The organism is Limnobacter sp. (genome assembly GCF_036846585.1).
In the GTDB taxonomy this organism is placed as follows: domain Bacteria; phylum Pseudomonadota; class Gammaproteobacteria; order Burkholderiales; family Burkholderiaceae_B; genus Limnobacter.
The window spans coordinates 74,607-90,456 of the sequence record NZ_DAIUBR010000012.1; the positions used below are offsets into that span (position 1 = coordinate 74,607).

General features: G+C 52.7%; 11 protein-coding genes. 4 read left to right on the forward strand and 7 right to left on the reverse strand.

The features are described from left to right. Nucleotides 1-46: 46 nt before the first annotated feature. Nucleotides 47-1,726 carry an AMP-dependent synthetase/ligase gene (locus tag V7028_RS07660; RefSeq protein ID WP_334119496.1) on the reverse strand — a complete coding sequence of 560 codons (1,680 nt, stop codon included), beginning with the start codon at nt 1,724-1,726 and terminating at the stop codon, nt 47-49. A gap of 162 nt (nt 1,727-1,888) precedes the next feature. On the opposite strand from V7028_RS07660, the gene V7028_RS07665 reads away from it, so the two are divergent. Further along, entirely contained in the window at nt 1,889-3,544 is a 1,656-nt protein-coding gene (locus tag V7028_RS07665; protein ID WP_334119497.1) for a hypothetical protein, read from the forward strand. An 11-nt stretch (nt 3,545-3,555) separates the two neighbouring features. Here V7028_RS07665 and V7028_RS07670 read toward each other — a convergent pair whose 3' ends face one another. The 6 genes from V7028_RS07670 to queF are packed head-to-tail and all read right to left on the reverse strand — an operon-like array spanning nt 3,556 to nt 9,247. Then, nucleotides 3,556-5,472 carry an ABC-F family ATP-binding cassette domain-containing protein gene (locus V7028_RS07670; RefSeq protein WP_334119498.1) on the reverse strand — a complete coding sequence of 639 codons (1,917 nt, stop codon included), beginning with the start codon at nt 5,470-5,472 and terminating at the stop codon, nt 3,556-3,558. 9 nt (nt 5,473-5,481) lie between these two features. Beyond that, the gene (prmB, locus tag V7028_RS07675) at nt 5,482-6,399 is read right to left on the reverse strand and encodes a 50S ribosomal protein L3 N(5)-glutamine methyltransferase (protein ID WP_334119499.1); all 918 of its coding nucleotides are present in this window, start codon (nt 6,397-6,399) and stop codon (nt 5,482-5,484) included. Further along, complete coding sequence (locus V7028_RS07680) at nt 6,396-6,740, reverse strand: Spx/MgsR family RNA polymerase-binding regulatory protein (protein ID WP_334119500.1); 345 nt, start codon at nt 6,738-6,740, stop codon at nt 6,396-6,398. The genes prmB and V7028_RS07680 overlap by 4 nt, the downstream gene beginning before the upstream one ends. Nucleotides 6,741-6,768: 28 nt before the next feature. Beyond that, nucleotides 6,769-7,599, reverse strand: a complete 831-nt coding sequence (dapD, locus tag V7028_RS07685) for a 2,3,4,5-tetrahydropyridine-2,6-dicarboxylate N-succinyltransferase (protein ID WP_334119501.1) — start codon at nt 7,597-7,599, stop codon at nt 6,769-6,771. A 14-nt stretch (nt 7,600-7,613) separates the two neighbouring features. After that, complete coding sequence (gene dapC, locus V7028_RS07690; protein WP_334119502.1) at nt 7,614-8,798, reverse strand: succinyldiaminopimelate transaminase; 1,185 nt, start codon at nt 8,796-8,798, stop codon at nt 7,614-7,616. Nucleotides 8,799-8,827: 29 nt separating this feature from the next. Beyond that, nucleotides 8,828-9,247, reverse strand: coding sequence for a preQ(1) synthase (queF, locus tag V7028_RS07695; RefSeq protein WP_040513619.1), 420 nt, complete (start codon nt 9,245-9,247; stop codon nt 8,828-8,830). 185 nt (nt 9,248-9,432) lie between these two features. Here queF and smc point away from each other — a divergent pair, with 185 nt between their 5' ends. The 3 genes from smc to ligA all read left to right on the forward strand — a co-directional run. Continuing rightward, the gene (gene smc / locus V7028_RS07700) at nt 9,433-12,957 is read left to right on the forward strand and encodes a chromosome segregation protein SMC (RefSeq protein ID WP_334119503.1); all 3,525 of its coding nucleotides are present in this window, start codon (nt 9,433-9,435) and stop codon (nt 12,955-12,957) included. Continuing rightward, on the forward strand, nt 12,954-14,045 hold the full coding sequence (locus V7028_RS07705) for a hypothetical protein (RefSeq protein ID WP_334119504.1): 1,092 nt from the start codon (nt 12,954-12,956) through the stop codon (nt 14,043-14,045). Before smc ends, V7028_RS07705 begins: the two co-directional genes overlap by 4 nt. Next, nucleotides 14,042-15,850 (forward strand): NAD-dependent DNA ligase LigA (gene ligA, locus V7028_RS07710; protein WP_334119505.1); only part of this gene is annotated, 1,809 nt, incomplete at its 3' end. The genes V7028_RS07705 and ligA, both read left to right, overlap by 4 nt.

The window sequence follows — 15,850 nt, forward strand, 5'->3', positions numbered from 1 at the left end:
AAAAGCCCGCGGTTTAAGCGGGCTTTTTTCTGTGCCGAGAGGATCTTCAATCACCAATGCCTTCGGCGTACAGATCATCAATCCGGTCTTTGAAAGCGTCAAGCACCTTGACCCGCTTGACCTTCAAAGTGGGGGTCAGCAAGCCGTTGTCAACTGTCCAGGGTTCTTTGCTGGTGATGATTCGGCGAACACGAATATAACGGGGAAGGTGCTGCAAGCGCTCATTGGCGCGCTTGATCAGTTCCTTCTCGTTTGAATTGGCTGTCACAGCGATCATGCCCACGAATGGACGACCCTCGCCAATCAACACGATCTGCTCGAACACATCGTCGCCCACAATTGCAGTTTCTGCGTCCTGGGGCGAAAACTTTTCGCCGTTTGATAAAACCATGATGTCTTTGATTCGACCACGAATATAGATGCGCTTGTCTTTAATTTCCGCCACATCACCTGTGTGCAGCCAACCTTCTTTGTCAATCGCGGTTTTGGTGGCTTCGTCGTTTTGCCAGTAACCCAGCATGATGTTTGGGCCGCGCGCCAGAAGTTCATCATTCTCACCCAGCATCACCTCCACGTTGGGAAGTGGGGGGCCGACAGATTCCGGCACGTTTCCTTCCGGGCGGTTCACTGAAATGACTGGGCAGGCTTCGGTCATGCCGTAGCCATGCAAAATAGGCAAACCCATGGCGATGAATGCCTTGGCAATGGTGCTGTCCAGTGCGGCGCCGCCCACCACGGCCAGGCGCAGGTGCCCACCCAAGCGTTCAAGAATTGGCTGGGCGACCTTGGCGCGTAGCAGCGGCAATTGAAAGTGATCCAGAATGCCGCCCTTGCCCTGTTCCATTCGCCAACCTACATCGACCAGTTTTTCAAAGGCTTTGCGTTTAAAGCGAAAATCTTTCACCGAGCTTTGAATGCGACCATAAAATTTCTCGAAGATTCGGGGCACGGCAAACAGCACGGTGGGTGTCTGTGTGACAAGGTCTTCGGGCAGCTGGTTGATGCCGCGTGCGTAAACCACTTTGGCACCAACGCGCAGGGGAAGGTAGTAGCCGCCAGTGCGCTCGAACATGTGAGACATCGGCAAGAATGATAAAAATACGTCATCGGGCTTGGCAATGTCCAGCTGAAAACAGCTGTCTACATTTGAAATCACATTTTTGTGCGACAACATCACGCCCTTGGGGCGACCCGAGGTGCCTGATGTGTAGCAAATGGTAGCCAGGGTGTCTTGTTCAAGGTCAAGCAACTCGAATGCCCCCAGTTTTTTGTTCAACCCTTTGAGCACATAGAGTGCATTTTCAATACCGTCCGCTTTTTTCTCGATGTCTGATTTCAGTGAAAGAATCCGGGTTTCAGTCAACCCCTCTTTGATCAGGTTGCGCCCAATGCGGTCGTTTTCCACCAGCACTGCGCGTGAACCGGAATCCTGAATACAAAAGCAGATATTGCTTGCATTGTCGTCCACGTAAAGTGGCACGGACACAAGCCCCATCGCCAGGGCGGCTTGGTCGAAGGCCACCCAATGCACGTTGTTTTTCAGGCAGACGGCAACGCGATCGCCTTGCTGCAACCCCATGGAGCGGAAAAAGGCTTGCCATTCCCGAGCAAGGTCCAGTATTTCCCGGGCCTTGAAGTCAACCCACTCTGTGTCGATAAACTGACGGTACAGAACACGATCGGGGGTGTCGTCGTGTTGAAACAAGAAGGTGGCGATATTCGCCATAAGTTGGTCTCCCGAGTCTCTGTTTTTCTGGAATTGACCGTAGTGTACTGAACTGGTCTCGTATTGATAAGAACACTCATTCTAGAATTTTCAGTGTGCTTCCTGATGCCGTGTACCACATTCGTGTTAGGTCATTTCTAGGATACCTCAGGATATACAACCTTGCGTATGCTAGGGCTTGCTGGAACAATTGAACTGCGAGAGAACATGGCCATTTTCCTGATTCACACACCCAAGCGATATCTCCGCCTGATCGGGGTTGTTACTGGATTGTTGGCGGTCTTGTTGCCCGGGCAAGGCTTTGCCCTGGAAGTGTCGTCACCAGTTGGCATCCAGGAAATCGGCAAGCGCTTGCATTTGCGAAGTTCATTGAGCGGCATCCCGGAAGGGGCGGAATCGCAGTTGCGCTCAACATGTTTGAAAGCGCGTGTCAGGTCAATTGAAACCAGTGCAAGTGACAATCTTGGTGCGGTGAGCACTGATGTTTTGGTGAATTTTCAACCGACCATGCGGCAGGGCGGGATGATTGAATTCAAGTCGCTGTCACCCGTAAGTGATTCCTTGGTCGAAATTGAACTGATATCTGAATGCCCGTTGGTGGTGTTTACCAGCCGCTGGACATTAATTATGAATGTGGGGGCAAGCCGAGGTGGTGCAACCGCCACCACTCAAAATCCGCAAGCCACTGAACAATCAACCGGTTTCGACTTTGGCAATTCGTCGCTGCTGGTGGCCTCCCGACGTGCGCCCAAGCCTGTTGCGCAATACATTATGCCGAAACGCCCCGAACCGGAAGAGCAGAAGCTGGAATTGCCCGTGCAGACGCAGCGCGAAGTCACGTCTCCGGCCGAAGAGACGATTACGCCTCCGGTCAAATTGGAAGCGGACACTGAACCAGTAAGAATAGCTTCACTGAATCCGGAAATTCTGACCTCGGGTCTTATTGAAAGCCGACCTTCAGCGAACATGCTGAATGGAGGTTTGGGGCTTGAAGACATGACTCAAACCAAATACGACGGCGCTACGGAGTTCAGCAATTTAATTTCTCACTGGCCATTGCTTGCCTCGGTGGTATTGTTGTCGCTGTTGGTATTGGTCTACCTGGTACAAAAGAGGTCGCAACAAAGTGGCCTACGTATGGCTGCGGCCAGGCGTGATCCTGTTGTTGCCCCAAAGGTCGCCACAAGCGAGTTTCGCGAAACCGATTTTCATGGAGATGCATCCAGACGAGACGTTTCAGCTTATGCAGCGGACCGGGTGCTAGAGTCCTTGATTGCCAGCGACGAGTCTGAATATGAGGATCTGTTCGATTCCAGCTCTTCCTTGAACCAGTCTGATTTGCTTGATTCCTCCAACAGGTCATCACTAAAAATCAGCCTGGAATTGATCAACAGGGCCGATATTCGCCCCTGGAGTTTGCCCACGGTTTATCACAACCTTGTGGAGCAAAGAAACAAGTCTTTGGAATTGCATCGAACCCCTGACGCGCTACTGTTGCGTTGCCATATTGGTCTTGTGGAATTGGCTTTTCAAGATGCCAAGCAGGGTGAGACAACGCAGGCGCAAACCACGCTGGACCTGCTCAGCGTTGTTCTGGACGAGCATGTGTACGATGTAGATTCCAGTTCGACTTTGTGTGTGCCCGATGTGGTGAAAAGCCATGTGCGGGCCAAGATGTGCGAGATTACTGGTGCCGAGAAGCGTCAACTGCTGCGCGACAACCTGATTAATTTGAATGCGCTGGTCCTAAGCCCCGCATTGTGTTTTCACACCGATGCGTGGCGCGAATTTTTAAGCGATGAAGGCGCACTGAATTAACCCCACCGGAATTACGCACCGAGGGTCTCTTCTAGCGATTCAATTTCAACCATGGCTTCAAGCAGATCGTTTTCTGCTTTTTCCAGTGCCATGGCAATTTTGCCGCGCTCCTGGTGTTGTTCAGCAGCCTTTTTTGCTGCATCCGGATTGCTGTAGTCACAGTTTGCCAACACATCATCCAGCTTTGCCATTTTTGGTTTGTCTGTCTCGATTTGCTTTTCAAGTTTTTTTACCAGATTGTTCAACTGTTTCAGGCGCTGGCTTAAGCCATTGCGATCAATTGGCGTTGCAACGGGTGCAGCATTCGTTGTTTTGGCGGCAGGTGCGCTTTGTTTGTTGCTGCGGTTTTCTGCATTGGTTTCCTTGCGAAGCAATTCGGCATAGTCGTCCAGGTCGCCATCAAACTCAGTGACCGCACCCTGGTGCACTCGCCAAAAACGGTCGGTGATGGATTCCAGCAAATGCCGATCGTGCGAAACCATCACCAATGCACCTTCAAATTCCAGCAGGCTGCTGGCCAAGGCCTGGCGCGTGGCAATGTCCAGGTGGTTGGTGGGTTCGTCCAGCAACAGCAGGTTGGGGCGTTTGTAGGCCAGCAACGCCAAGGCCAGGCGCGACTTTTCGCCGCCAGAAAAGCTGCCGACCAGTTGGCGAACCTTGTCATCGCGAAAATGATAACGTGCTAGAAATTCCCGTGATTTTTGTTCGGAAATTTGCCTTTCCAAACGCGACATGTGCTGCAAGGGCGTGGCATTCATGTCTAGCGATTCAATTTGATCTTGTGCAAAGTAGCCATACACAAGCCCTTTGCCTTCAACCCGGTCGCCACCCAGCATGTCAAGCTCGCCCACCAAGGTTTTCACCAAGGTGGTTTTGCCGTTGCCGTTGGCACCCAGCAGGCCAATCCGGTCGCCGGGGCGCAGTTCAAGGCTGATATTTTTTAAAATAGGGGCAGCACTTTGATAACCGCAATCGCTGCGATTCAACACCACCAACGGGTCGGGGCTTTTGTGGGGTTCCATGAAAGGAATTGCTACGTGTGGCTCGACTTGCAATGTTTCAATCAGTTTGATTTTTTCCAGGCGCTTCACGCGGCTTTGGGCCTGTTTCGCTTTGCTGGCCTTGGCCTTGAAACGGTCTACAAATTTTTGCAGTTTTTCCATTTCGCCAGAGGCTTTTTTATTCGCTTGGCTGACTTGGTCTGCACGCTCGGCAAATGCGCGCTCAAATGCCGAATAACCGCCGGTGTATTTCGTCAGTTTTACGTTGTTCAGGTGAACTGTGTGGGTGCACACCTCATCGAGAAAATCACGGTCGTGAGAGACCAGAATTACAGTGCTGTTGACTTGCTTGATCCATTGCTCAAGCCACACCACCGCTTCAATGTCCAGGTGGTTGGTCGGTTCGTCGAGCAAAATAAGGTCTGCCCTGGAACCCAACACTTTGGCCAGGTTCAGGCGCATTTTCCAGCCGCCAGAGAACTCGCCCACTTTGCGTTGCAGGTCTTCGGTTTTGAAACCCAAACCATGCAGAATAGTGGCCACACGCGCTTCGGCGGTATAGCCATCGAGGTTCTCTAGTTCTTCGTACAGGTGACCAAGTTGTTCCATGTCGCCGCTTTCTTCCACGGCATGAATTTTCTGGCGCACGTCGTGCAATGCGCGGTCGCCTTCAAGTGCGAAATCAATCACGCTGAGGTGGTTGGCGGTCACTTCCTGATCAATCCAGGAAAGGCGCCACACCTTGGGCAGATCTATGCTGCCTTGGTCAATGTGAAGTTCACCGAGCAGGGCACTGAGGAAACTGGATTTGCCTGCACCGTTGTGGCCAATCAGACCGACTTTTTCGCCGGGGAACAGTGTTAGTTCAGCATTGGTCAAAATGGGCTTGCTGCCACGCGCAATGCTGAGGTTGTTAATTTGAATCATTGAATGGGTTTAGACCAAGTCTTCTTTGTTAAGCAAAAACACCTGTTCGTCACCTGCTGAGGTTTCAAGCCAAATGGGGTTTAAGTGCGGGAAGGCGGCTTCGAAATGAAGCTTTTCATTGCCCAGTTCTACTACAAGAAACCCACCGTCTTTCAGGTGCCGGGGGGCTTGCTCAAGAATGTCCTGAATCAGGTCCATACCGCTGTCGCCACCGGCCAGCGCCATGCGTGGCTCGTGCAGGTATTCAGGCGGCAGCTTTTTCATGGATGCTTCATTGACGTAGGGCGGGTTGGTCAAAATGAAGTCGTATTGCTTGCCGTTCAGGTTTGAAAAAAGATCGGATTCAATCGCCTTCACGCGACTGTCCATGTCATGAAGGTGAATGTTTTCCCGCGCAACCTTCAAGGCTTCGGCAGACAAATCGACTGCATCCACTTGCGCGTTCTCGAATACGTACGCAGCCAAAATAGCCAAACAGCCTGAACCAGTGCACATGTCCAGAATGTCGAATGGCATTTCAGGTGCATTTACCCAAGGGGTAAGCTGGTCTGCAAGCAATTCAGCAATGAATGAGCGGGGAATGATGACCCGTTTGTCGACCTTGAATGAATGCCCCTGCAACCACGCTTCGCCCGTGATGTAGCTGGCGGGCTTGCGTTCGTCTACACGTTCGGTAATGAAATTTGTAAGCTGAACTTTCTCGCGGCTGGTTACGCGTGCATCCCAAAAGGGATTCAGGTCGCCAATCGGCAGGTGCAGTGCAGACTGAACCAAATAAATGGCTTCGTCAAATGCATTGCTTGAACCATGGCCAAAAAACACGTGGCCACGGCGCATTTCCGACACAAAGAAGCGCACCCAGTCGCGCACAGTGTGCAGATCATCGTGCTGATCAACCGCAATGTGCGGGGCTTGTTCTTTGCTCATGAAGGGTCCTTGCTGAAATCGGTTTTCCCTATGGTCAGTTCGCCTGCGAACTCAACCACCGGGCGTTTAATAATGCTCGGGTATTCCAACAGGAGGGCTTTGGCACCTTCAGGTGACTGGGCTTTGCTTTGCAAGTTTTCATCCAGGCTACGCCAGGTGGTGCCTTTGCGGTTGATCACCTTGTCCAGCCCGAATGCGGCGATCCACTCGTCAAGCAGTTGCGCGGGTACACCATGTTTTTTGAAATCGTGAAAAACAATTTCCACGTCATTCGCTTTCAGTGAAGCAATGGCTTTTTTCACGCTGTCGCAGTTTGGTATTCCGTATACCTTGGCTGTCATCCTTGCATTCCTCCTGTTTGGTTCCCCTTTATTCTGCGTTGCGCAGCAGTTCGTTGATACCGGTTTTGGCGCGCGTTTTTGCATCTACACGTTTTACGATCACTGCGCAGTACAGGCTGTACTTGCCACAGGCGCTGGGCAATGAACCACTTACAACCACCGAGCCTGCTGGAATGCGACCGTAAGTCACTTCACCTGTTTCACGGTTGAAAATCTTGGTGCTTTGACCAAGGTAAACGCCCATGGAAATCACAGAGTTTTCTTCCACGATCACGCCTTCTACAACTTCGGAACGTGCGCCGATGAAGCAGTTGTCTTCAATAATTGTGGGGTTGGCTTGCAGGGGTTCCAACACACCGCCAATGCCCACGCCACCGCTCAGGTGTACGTTTTTTCCGATTTGTGCGCATGAACCCACGGTGGCCCATGTGTCGACCATGGTGCCTTCGTCCACATACGCGCCAATGTTCACGTAGCTGGGCATAAGCACCACGTTTTTCGCTATGAAACTGCCACGGCGTGCAACGGCTGGTGGCACCACACGGAAGCCGCCTTTCTTGAAGTCTTCTTCGGTGTAATCCACAAACTTGGTGGGCACCTTGTCGTAAAACTGGGTGAAACCACCGGCAGCCATGGGCTTGTTGTCTTCCAGACGGAACGAAAGCAACACGGCTTTCTTGATCCACTGGTGGGTAACCCATTCACCACTTTCTTTGGAACACACGCGAAGTTCGCCCGTGTTCAGTTTTTCAAGCACATCACCCACTGCGGCCCGAACATCGGTGGGGGCAGAAGAAGGGGAAATGTCTGCACGGTTTTCCCAAGCGGCTTCGATGATGGATTGATGATTAGTTGTCATGGTGATTTCCTGTGTCAGAGTATGTTTTTAATTCGTTGTGCGGCTTCATTGCATTCAGCCAGGCTGGCCACCAGCGCGATTCTCACATGGTTGGTGCCGGGGTTAAGTCCTTCGACCTGGCGCCCCAAAAAGCTTCCGGGCAACAGGGTAACATGCGCTTGCTCAAACAGCGTTTTTGCAAACGCGGTGTCGCTTTGGCCCACATCTGCCCAAAAATAAAAGCCAGCGGGCGGGATGTGAAGTTCAAGCGTGCCTTCAAGAATGGCACTGAAGGCTTTGAACTTTTCGGTGTACAAGCGGCGGTTTTCAACCACGTGTTCTTCGTCGTTCCAAGCGGCCACACTGGCCATTTGAATGGTGGTCGACATGGCCGAGCCATGGTAGGTGCGGTAGCGCAGAAACGCCTTGATTAAATCGGCATCGCCTGCCACATAGCCCGAGCGCAAGCCCGGCGCGTTGGAACGTTTGGACAAGCTGGAAAATACAATCAAATTATTGTAATCAGACCGCCCCAGTCGGCTGGCAGCTTCAAGCCCGCCAATGGGTGCCGCGGTGCCATCCAGGTAAATTTCTGAATAACATTCGTCTGATGCAATTACGATGTTGTATTCATCAGCCAAATCAAAGAGTTTTTGCCAATCCTCAAGCGTATACACCGCTCCTGTGGGGTTGTTTGGTGAACACACATACATCAGCTTTGTTTTGGCCAAGACATCGGGGCTGAGTACGTGAAAATTCGACAAACCTGTTTCGTGGTCAATATTCACAAACACCGGGTTTGCACCGCCAAGAAAAGTGGCACCTTCGTAAATTTGATAGAAGGGATTCGGAAAAGCCACATGGCTGCCGGCCTCACAACCGTCCAAAACCACTTGGGCAAATGAAAACAGGGCTTCGCGCGAGCCCAGAATTGGCAGCACTTGGGTTTCCGGGTCAAGCAAGGCATCGAAGCGGCGCAATATCCAGTCAGAAATGGCTTTTCGCAATACTGGCAGGCCTTGCGTGCCGGGATAAACCGACAAGCCTTCCAGGTTGTCGATCAAGGCCTGCTTGATCAATTCCGGGGTGGGGTGCTTGGGTTCGCCAATCGATAAATTCACGTGGGCAAGCCCACCCGCATGCTGGCTTCCAGCGAACAAAGCCCGCAGGCGTTCAAATGGGTAAGGCTGAAGTTTGTCGAGGTTTTTCAATGGGTTCACCGGGATTGCTGTTTTAGCTGCGCTTTGTTTTAACCACGAGTCGGGTTCATGGTTGAAATGGAATCCAGTTCAACCTTGGGCAAGGGCTGAAAACTGGCGTGGCGGTGTTCAGCCACCACGGTGGTGTACACACCGCCGCGTACGTACCATTTGGCAGTCAGTTTCATGTAACGTGGGTCGGTGGCCGCCACCAGGTCGTCAAGAATCTTGTTGGTCACTGCTTCATGGAAGGCGCCTTCCTCGCGGTAGCTCCACATGTACATTTTCAGGCTTTTCAGTTCAACGTTCTTCTGGTTGGGCAGGTAGTCAATCACCAAGGTGGCGAAGTCGGGCTGACCAGTCAACGGACAAAGGCATGTAAATTCAGGCACTTCGATGTGAACGTGGTAGGGCCGATCCGGGTTGGGGTTCGGGAAAGTCTGTAAATCGCGGCTGGGTTTGTTGCTCATGCTTCTCTCGTGGGCCTGCAGGGCGCCTGGCCCGTGTGGCGTTAAACAATTCAATCAACCTGCCAACTAAGGGCACGGTGCCCGGCGTAAAGCGCAAAGGCTTTGCTATTATAAGGTCAGCGGGTTTTCAAGATCCCGTGGGTTGAAGTTTTTATTCGTTCTATTGGTCTCATTTCCGCTTCATCGTGCGATTAACTCACATTCGTTTAGCTGGCTTTAAGTCATTTGTTGAACCGACGTCCTTTGCCGTGCCCAGTAACTTGGTGGGCGTGGTGGGTCCGAACGGCTGTGGCAAATCCAACATCATCGACGCGGTGCGTTGGGTGCTCGGTGAATCCAAAGCGTCCGAGTTGCGTGGCGAGTCCATGCAAGACGTGATCTTCAACGGCTCTACCAACCGAAAGGCCGCATCACGCGCCAGCGTTGAACTGGTGTTCGACAATGCCGAGGGCAGGGCGGGTGGCAGCTGGAACCAGTATTCTGAAATTTCCGTGAAACGCGTGTTGACCCGCGATGGTGCATCAACCTATTACATCAATCAGCAGGCAGTTCGCCGCCGCGACGTTCAAGATATTTTTCTGGGCACAGGCCTTGGGCCACGGGCCTACGCCATTATTGGGCAGGGCATGATTGCCCGCATTATTGAAGCTCGCCCCGAAGAGTTGCGTATTTTTCTGGAAGAAGCAGCGGGTGTGTCGAAATACAAGGAACGCCGCCGTGAAACCGGCAACCGCCTGGCCGACACGCGGGACAACCTGACCAGAATTGAGGACATTCTTCGTGAACTGACCAGTCAAATCGAGCGGCTGGAGCAGCAAGCTACCGTGGCGCGCCAGTTCAAAGAACTGGAAGAAGCCAAAAACACCAAGCAGCGCCTGCTTTGGTACATCCGCTATTCAGAAGCGCTGGAACAGAAAAACACCGGTCAAGCCAGGCTGGAACGCGCCAAAGCCGACCTGGAAGCCATTCAAAGCAAATCCATCAGCACCCAAACTGAATTGTTTTCTGTGCGCGAGAAGCAGGTAGATGCCCAACAGCAACTTGAAAACGATCAAACCCAGTGGATTGAAGCCAATCGACAGGTAAGTCGCCTGGAAGCCGATTTGCGGGTGATGGCGGAATCGCGTGCCCGTTTGGGCGCACGCGTGGCCGAACTTGAGCTGGAAATTCAAAACTGGACCGTGCGCGAAGAAGACGCCCGGGCTCGCCTCGAGGAAATTAGCAGTTCAACAGAAGAACAACAGGCCGAGCTGGAAGAACGAATTATCGCCCTTGAGGAAGCTGAGCTGGCGGTAGAACCTGTTGAGCAGGCTTTGCAGGCCGCCCGTTCTGCCGTGGATCAAAAGCGCGCAGGCGTGATGCAAATTCAGCAGGCTTTGAGTCAGGTTTCTTCTCAGCAAGAATCGGCCAGCCGCGCGGAAAGCACCATTCAAGTGAAACTGGACAGGCTTGAATCGGAAAAGCAGCAAATCGCCACGCCCTCGGTGCATGAACTGGATGAAGTTCATTCCCGCGTGCAATCACTGGAAAGTGATTTGTCACATGCCACAGCACAGTTAAGCGACTTTGAAAGTAAATTGGCCGCTGGTAGCAGCGAGTTGGATCATGTTCAGGCGGCATTCAATACCGAACGAGACAAACACGCCAACGCACAGGCGCAATTGCAGGCTCTGGAGAAACTGAATGATCAGCTGGCTGAAAGCGCGGAATTAAAACCGTGGGTGGAAAGCAGCGGTTTGGGTGAAACCCCGCGCCTTTTGGGCAAGCTGCAGGTGGAACGCGGATGGGAAAGAGCGTTGGAGTCGGCCCTGCGGGAATCGTTGGACAGTTTTCAGGTGCGATCGCTTGACATGGTCGAGGGCTTTGCCAAACAGCCACCGCCTGCGCGCGTGGCTTTCATGGAAGCGTCTTCTGGCAGCAACGTCAACATGGCGGTTGGGCCTGAAGACCTGGCCAGCCTGGTGCGCAGTTCAGACCCCGCCATTCAACAATCCTTGATTCAATCGTTGGCGGGGTACCTGTTGGCGCCCGATTTGCAGGCGGCGTTGGCGAAACGAAAGAATTTGAAAGCAGGGCAACGTATTTTCACGCCACAAGGGCACTGTGTTACCGCCACGGGCGTGTCGTTTTACGCGGCAGACAACGCACAAAGCGGCCGGCTTGAGCGCCAGCAACAAATTGAAGCCTTGCGCACCGAAGTTCGTGCGCTGGACATGTTGAAAAACGAGTCAATGGCCAAACGCGACCAGTTGCAACTACGCACCAGTGAAATGAAAGCCAATGTGGTGCAGGCCCGCAACTTGGTTGAAATCTTGACCAAACGCCTGCACGAAGCACAGGTTCAACTAATTCGCCTGCAGGAACAACAAAGCCGGGCAGACAGCCGCCGTGAGCAAATCGGCCTGGACCTGGCCCTGTTGCAAAGTGAACTGGAAGAACAACGCGCCATTTTGCTTGAATCGGAAGACAAATACGCCGAACTGGATGAACAGCTTGCCGTGGCCAGCGATGCGCTGGAAAGCCAGAAAGACCGAGTGACCGAAGCGGAACAGGCGTTGCGCGACAAACAGGCGCAAGTGCAAAATGCATTGCGCAAGAAACAAGATGCGGAATTCAATATTCGCAATCAGGAATCGCGGCAACGTGAATGCGAACGCGACATTGCATTTGCCAGCAGTCAAATTCAGCAAATTCAGCAACGCAAGCAATTGGCCCTGGCCGAGCTTGAAGGCCTCTCAGAAATCGATGGTCAGGAAGCCTTGCAGGTTGCGCTTGAAGAGAGGGTGATTGCGGAAGAAAAAGTTGCCGTGTCGCGGGATGCGCTGGAACAAATCATGGCGAAGGTTTCAGAGCTTGAGCGCACTGAAAAAGAAAGCGACAAGCAGGCCGATCCACTGCGTGATGCTGTGCAGGATTTGGCTTTGAAAATTCAGGCCGCCGAACTGACCATTGAACAGTACAAAAATTTGTTGGATGAAGTTCAGGCCGATGTAAACGAACTTGGCAATCAACTCGTTGCCATGGATGTACCCCCCAAAGCGTCGGTATTGCAAGCCGAGGTCACGCGATTGACCAGTGGCATGCAAGAACTGGGTGCCGTGAACCTGGCAGCATTGGAAGAACTGGCCGCGGCAAGCGAACGCAAAACTTTCCTGGATCATCAGGCGGGCGACTTGATTGAAGCCATGGAAACCCTTGAGGATGCAATTCGTAAAATTGACAAAGAGACGCGCGACTTGCTGTCTGAAACCTTTGGTGTGGTCAATGGTCATTTTGCGCGCCTGTTCCCCAAATTGTTTGGTGGCGGCGAGGCACGCCTGGTCATGACCGGCGATGAAATTCTGGATGCCGGTGTGCAGGTGTTTGCGCACCCCCCCGGCAAGAAAAACGGCACGATCCACCTGCTGTCGGGTGGTGAAAAAGCGCTGACCGCCACAGCGCTGGTGTTCGCTATTTTTGAATTGAATCCCGCACCGTTCTGTTTGCTCGACGAAGTGGACGCACCGCTGGACGATGCAAACACGGAGCGTTTTACCCGTTTGGTCAAACAAATGTCTGAACAAACCCAGTTTTTGTTCATCTCCCACAATAAAATCGCCATGGAAATGGCGCAGCAACTGATTGGCGTAACCATGCAGGAAAAAGGTGTTTCCCGCATTGTGGCCGTTGATTTGGCTGCTGCAGAAAAAATGGCAACGGAAACCGTATGAACGATTTACAACTTACATTGCTGATTGTTGGTGGTGGCGGTATTGCCGCCATGATCGGGTACAACTGGTGGCAAGACTATCGCTTGCGCAAACAGGCCAGTGAACGATTTGGCGAAACCGACCAAGACCCATTGTTGAATACTGCGGGAAGCGGCAAGTCTGCATTCGAGCGATCCGAACCCGGCTTTGCTCAAGAATTCGACAACGGCCCGGATCTTGAGCCGCAGGTCGAGATCGATCAAACCGCAGGTTCCACGCCATTTGAAAGTGCTGACGAGAGCCTGCACAACGCGCCCCAGGTGCCTATCGACAAACGCTTGTTCGCAGAGTTTGTAATTCGCTTTGAGGACGCCAAAGACGCCAACAACTGGAAAAGCCTCGTGGATGGGTTTGAGCAAATCAACCGCAAGCGCATTGTTTATTCTGCAAGCCCAGACACCGGTGAAGGTGGGGAAACCTTGTGGTTCAATGCAGGCCCTTACATGGGCACGGCCAGGTCGCTGAAAGTCAGCGTACAACTGGCAAACCGCAAGGGGCCTCTCAGTTCAATCGAGTTCTCCGAAGTGCTGGGCAAGCTGAAACGTTTTGCAGAAGACCAAAACGCCGACATCGAATTTCCGGAGATGAAAGAAGTGGTTGCCAAGGCTGAAACACTTGATCAAGCCGCTGCGGCCTTGGATACCCTGTTGGGCCTGCATTGCCTGCTGCCTGAAACTGTGCAGGAAAGTACCGCAGTCGACATGCTGGCTGTGGCTGGCTGGGTACAGAAAGGTCACCAGTGGTTTCTCAATGACAGTTCAGGCACTTTGGCCAGTATGGTCATTCACAACGCACCGGGCAAACGCCTGCTCAGCTTCAGCATTGATGTGCCGAATTCACCTGAACCCGTGAAAGCCTTGGGTGACATTGTGACCGTGTGCCATGGCATGAATGAAAAATTCGGCGCGCCCTTGATGGACGATTCTGGACGCACCTTGAGCACCCAAGCCATTGAAGACATTTACAACCAGTTGATCGAGCGGGTGCGCAACCTCAGCGATTCAGGTTTCAAACCGGGAAGCCCGGTTACACGCATTTTGTTTTCATGACCAATCTGGATTTATTCGATAGCAGGAATGGAGAAGAAGAAACCGATGAGTCGGCAGTGCATGTAATGCGCAGGCTGATCGATCTTTTGAACCAGTGGGAACATGCCTATTACGTACTCGACAACCCGGAAGTTCCCGATTCGGAATATGACCAGGTGTATCGCGAGCTTCAAGACATTGAAGCCCGACACCCCACGCTGATTCAAAGTGACTCACCCACGCAGCGCGTGGGCGGTAAACCCGCAGAAGGGTTTGATCAGGTCAAGCATCGTGTTCCCATGCTTTCATTGGGCAATGCGTTTGAAGACAACGATGTGATCGCATTTGACCGGCGCGTCAAGGAATTGGCTGATCTTCCAGCAGATGTAAGCATCGATTATTCCGTTGATCCAAAATTTGACGGCCTGGCCATTTCCATTCACTACAAAAATGGCGTGTTTCAACAGGCTATTACACGGGGTGACGGCACCGTGGGTGAAGATGTATCCGCCAATGTGAAAACCATTCGCAGCCTGCCTTTGAAGCTGAAAGGCAGCAAGGTGCCAGAGCATCTGGAAGTGCGTGGTGAGATTTTCATGTACAAACGCGATTTCGCGCAAATGAACGAACGCCAGGCCGAGTCGGGGTTGAAAGTTTTTGCAAACCCGCGCAACGCCGCGGCGGGTACCATTCGCCAGCTTGACCCCAAAATTGCAGCCAGCCGGCCTTTGCGTTTTTTTTGCTACGGTGCGGCGCTTGATCGCGGGCAGTTGCGTGAACTGAAAAGCCAATCGGCCATGATGAAATGGCTGGGCAACATGGGCCTGCCCATTTCGCAGCTTAGCCAAACGACCCAGGGTGCGCAGGGTTTGCTGGCCTTTTACAGGCAGGTGGGTGAAAGCCGAAGCGCCTTGCCTTTTGAAATCGATGGTGTGGTGTACAAAGTCGATTCATTCGACCTGCAAGACCAGCTTGGTTTCGTAGCCAAAGCACCGCGGTTTGCGGTGGCTCACAAATTTCCACCCGATGAGGTGCTTAGCCGCTTGCTGAACATTGAGGTGCAGGTTGGGCGCATGGGTTCAATTACCCCAGTGGCCAAACTGGAACCCGTGAAAGTAGGGGGCGTGGTGGTTTCATCGGCCACCTTGCACAACCTGGATGAAATTCAGCGCAAAGACCTGCGTGTGGGCGATCAAGTGCTGGTGCGCCGCGCAGGTGACGTTATTCCCGAAGTGCTGCCTTTTCCAGGCAATGTACGCAGCACCAGCAGCGTTGCATTTGAAATGCCCACGCACTGCCCAATCTGCAATTCACTGGTGCGTCAGGAAGAAGGTGAATCAGCCTACCGTTGCACAGGCGGCTTGGTGTGCAGGGCACAGTTAACGCAGTCCATCATTCATTTCGCGCATCGCCGCGCCATTGATATCGAGGGCTTGGGCAGCAAACTGGTCGAGGTGCTTGTTGACAAAGAATTGGTCAGAACACCGGCCGACCTGTTTCGCCTGAAATTTGATGACTTGGTTCAACTTGAACGCATGGGTGAAAAGTCCGCCAACAACTTGCTGGACAACATACAAAAGGCCAGGCAAACCACGTTTGGGCGTTTTCTGTTTGCGCTGGGAATTCGCCATGTGGGCGAGGCCACAGCGCGTGACCTTGCACAGCATTTTGGTGATGTGCAAAAACTGATGCGCGCCAGCGTCGATCAACTGCTGGAAGTGAACGACGTGGGCCCGGTGGTGGCACAGTCCATCCGTCAGTTTTTTGACGAGCCCGCCAATCAGCAAGTGGTCAATGAACTGCTTGAACTGGACGTTACCTGGCCG

Excerpts from the sequence above, each read along its gene's own strand:
- V7028_RS07660 (WP_334119496.1), bottom strand. The coding sequence starts at position 1,726 with ATGGCGAATATCGCCACCTTCTTGTTTCAACACGACGACACCCCCGAT.
- V7028_RS07670 (WP_334119498.1), bottom strand. The coding sequence starts at position 5,472 with ATGATTCAAATTAACAACCTCAGCATTGCGCGTGGCAGCAAGCCCATT.
- prmB (WP_334119499.1), bottom strand. The coding sequence starts at position 6,399 with ATGAGCAAAGAACAAGCCCCGCACATTGCGGTTGATCAGCACGATGAT.
- V7028_RS07680 (WP_334119500.1), bottom strand. The coding sequence starts at position 6,740 with ATGACAGCCAAGGTATACGGAATACCAAACTGCGACAGCGTGAAAAAA.
- dapD (WP_334119501.1), bottom strand. The coding sequence starts at position 7,599 with ATGACAACTAATCATCAATCCATCATCGAAGCCGCTTGGGAAAACCGT.
- queF (WP_040513619.1), bottom strand. The coding sequence starts at position 9,247 with ATGAGCAACAAACCCAGCCGCGATTTACAGACTTTCCCGAACCCCAAC.
- V7028_RS07705 (WP_334119504.1), top strand. The coding sequence starts at position 12,954 with ATGAACGATTTACAACTTACATTGCTGATTGTTGGTGGTGGCGGTATT.